Genomic DNA, 3,017 nt, shown 5'->3' with positions numbered 1-3,017 from the left:
GCAAGGCAGGGGCGATCCAGGCCGATTTGGGCGCCCTGCTCTCGGTGGCGCGGGCAGGTGGCGAGTAACGCGGAGCGGTAGACGCGCAATGAGGTTTTAGCCGCAGCCTCCGAACGAGAGGGCTCGGAGGCTGGTATTCCTGAATCGCAGGTCACGATGGGTTATCGGAATCGCGAAGAGCGGATACCGCCAGTAAGCCCCCTTCGGAATAGGCGTTGAGCAGCTCCTGGGCATGGGCGAACTCGGGGCCTCGTCTCCAGCCGAGCAGGCGGTTGACGGCCAGATCGCCCTGGACGTTGTGGACGAAGAGCAGGAAGGCGTCTTCGCGTGAAAGCCCTGTTTTCTCCATGACCCAGGGAACCATCTGCTCCGCTCCGCGTTCTATGACGCGCTGGGCTACGCGAGCGTATGAGTCGCTGTCCGAATAAAGCAGGCGATAATCGTCGTCTGCCGACGGACGCTGGCAAAGCGTTGCCGATTCAACCCCCTCAAGCGGGGGAGCCGCTGCCAATGCCTCGTCGATAAGCGCATCGAGCAGCGCGTACTTATCCTCGCAATGCAGATAGAACGTTCCCCGGTTGATCTCGGCGCGGCGGCAGATGTCCGCCACCGTCATCTTCGCGAAGCCGACCTCGGCCAGCAGCGCGAAGAACGCCTCCTGTATGACCGAGAGGGTGTAGCGCCGCCGGCGGTCGATCTTGGTTTCTCCCATCGCCTCTCCAATCTGAGTCGTTTGACAATGTCCAGTAGCTGTTCGTTTATCGACAGGTGCACGCGTTTGTTCATTGCCCCTGCGAAAATCAACAAGGATACTGTTTATAGACACCTGTTTTTTATAGCTGAAAGGGAGCACGGATGACCCTGTGCGAGAAGCTCGGCATCGGGCTTGTCAGCCGATCGTTTTCCCATCGGGCCGTCTATCGAAACGGCGGCACGTCATACGATTTGAGCGATTGCGAGCCTGCTGCTTGCAAGCAAGATATCGAGGCTTTTGCCCGCAAGGTGGGGAAGGCTGATTGCGTGTTTACGGGAGAGGCAGGTAGGCAGGCGTTATGAGCATCTGCATCAAAAATCAGATTCAGAATATGAATATCGTCATCGGCTGCACGGTGGGGTGTCCATATTGCTATGCCCGTAACAATGTGAAACGTTGGCATATGATTGACGACTTCGCTGATCCTGCGTTCTTCCCGAGCAAGCTCAAGATGATGGAAAAGAAACGCCCGCAGAACTTTCTCCTTACCGGCATGAGCGATCTCTCCGGGTGGAAGCTGGAATGGCGAGACGAGGTATTTGCAAAGATCCATGAGAATCCACAGCATCAGTTCCTGTTCCTGACCAAGAGACCCGATTTGCTGGATTTAGATACCGACCTGGAAAACGCATGGTTCGGCGTTACGGTGACGAGGAAAGCGGAGCTGTGGCGTATCGACGCCCTTCGGAAAAACGTCAAAGCAAATCACTTCTTCGTTACTTTTGAGCCGCTATTCGACGATCCCGGTACGGTCGACCTTTCCGGAATCAACTGGATCGTCGTCGGTACCATGACCGGGGCGCAGAGCAGGAAGGTTCATACGGAACCGGAGTGGGCATGGTCTTTGACGGACCAGGCGCACGCGCTTGGCATTCCAATGTTTATGAAGGAAGACCTCGTCTCTGTCATAGGGGACGAAAACATGATTCAGGAATTGCCGGAAGAATTCGAAAGAGTGCTGGAGGTGCAGAGAACATGGCGGAAGTGATCGATGGAATCCTCATCAATGAGGTGGAAGCAAAGAACATCATGACCAAGTCCAGCCTGCCGGTAGGCGGCTACTCGGTCAATCCCTATGTAGGCTGCACGCATGCCTGCAAGTATTGCTATGCCTCCTTTATGAAGCGCTTTACCGGACACAAGGAGGAATGGGGCACCTTTCTTGATGTGAAGCATTGGCCGGAAATCAAGAATCCGAAGAAATACGCTGGACAGCGGGTGGTTATCGGTTCTGTGACGGATGGCTACAATCCACAGGAGGAGCGATTCGGGAATACCAGGAAACTCCTGGAGCAGCTGATTGGCAGCGATGCAGATATTCTGATCTGCACAAAGTCCGATCTTGTGGTACGGGATATCGATCTGCTGAAGAGGCTTGGACGAGTGACCGTTTCATGGTCGATCAACACGCTGGATGAGAACTTCAAGAACGATATGGACTCCGCGTCGAGCATCGAGCGTCGTATCGCTGCTATGAAGCAGGTGTATGACGAAGGTATCCGTACGGTCTGCTTCGTGTCCCCGGTATTTCCCGGCATCACGGATTTTGAGATGATTTTTGAGCGAGTAAAAGATCGGTGCGATTTGTTTTGGCTCGAAAATCTCAATCTTCGGGGTGGTTTCAAAAAAGCGATCCTGGATTATATCGCCGAGAAACATCCCAATCTCGTACCGCTTTACGATGAGATCTATAACAAGCGCAACCGTAGCTATTTTGAAGCGCTTGAAGTAAAAGCCGAGGAAATGGCCAAGAAGTACGATTGCCCCTTTGTGGACAACGAAATGCCTTATGGCAGAGTCCCCCAGGGGCATCCGGTGATCGTGGACTACTTCTATCACGAGGAAGTCCGAGGGTCGGATAATAGCGGAAAAAGAAATCGTTAAACGGAAACCGACGACGATTCGCTCGAGCGATTAGCGTCCACGCGTGGCTTCTGCCGATTGGCGCAACGGGCGACGGATTAAGGGATCGCTCGGGCGGATGATCCCGCTGCAGTACAGGCGGTCGCTCAATTTAGCGGCATGAGCGTTTTCGCACGGAAAACCAGTATCCCCTGTGCCGAGTTTAATCGTAGCGAATACAATGGGCACTGAGCATCAATCGAAAGTAGTCAAGAGCCTTTTCGACGGCTTCTACCACCTCTACCCCAGCCTCGAGCAGCAGTGGGCATACTATGCGCGATACATCGACTTCATGCTGCGCGAGCTGGCCTCGCAGCCCTATCTCGACCTACGGTCCCTCATCGGCCATAAGGACTACTTC

4 protein-coding genes and 1 pseudogene are annotated in these 3,017 nt (G+C 54.4%); 4 read left to right on the top strand and 1 reads right to left on the bottom strand.

Annotation, left to right across the window (positions count from 1 at the left end; genetic code table 11):
- Positions 1-151: 151 nt before the first annotated feature.
- Positions 152-712, bottom strand: a complete 561-nt coding sequence (locus DWW73_RS09965; RefSeq protein WP_055252681.1) for a TetR/AcrR family transcriptional regulator — start codon at positions 710-712, stop codon at positions 152-154.
- A 143-nt stretch (positions 713-855) separates the two neighbouring features.
- On the opposite strand from DWW73_RS09965, the gene DWW73_RS09960 reads away from it, so the two are divergent.
- From DWW73_RS09960 to DWW73_RS09945, 4 genes and pseudogenes are all read left to right on the top strand, one after another.
- Entirely contained in the window at positions 856-1,056 is a 201-nt protein-coding gene (locus DWW73_RS09960; protein ID WP_055252679.1) for a hypothetical protein, read from the top strand.
- Positions 1,053-1,742: a radical SAM mobile pair protein A gene (locus tag DWW73_RS09955; RefSeq protein ID WP_055252677.1), complete on the top strand. Its 690-nt coding sequence runs from the start codon at positions 1,053-1,055 to the stop codon at positions 1,740-1,742. The genes DWW73_RS09960 and DWW73_RS09955 overlap by 4 nt, the downstream gene beginning before the upstream one ends.
- The gene (locus DWW73_RS09950; protein WP_055252675.1) at positions 1,730-2,638 is read left to right on the top strand and encodes a radical SAM mobile pair protein B; all 909 of its coding nucleotides are present in this window, start codon (positions 1,730-1,732) and stop codon (positions 2,636-2,638) included. The genes DWW73_RS09955 and DWW73_RS09950 overlap by 13 nt, the downstream gene beginning before the upstream one ends.
- 199 nt (positions 2,639-2,837) lie before the next feature.
- Positions 2,838-3,017, top strand: a pseudogene (locus tag DWW73_RS09945) (hypothetical protein); the annotation flags it as partial.

The sequence above is a fragment of the Collinsella sp. AF16-8 genome, from assembly GCF_003462695.1.
In the GTDB taxonomy this organism is placed as follows: Bacteria; Actinomycetota; Coriobacteriia; order Coriobacteriales; family Coriobacteriaceae; genus Collinsella.
The sequence above is the reverse complement of the archived record's forward strand: the minus strand, read 5'-3'. Positions and strand labels throughout refer to the sequence as shown.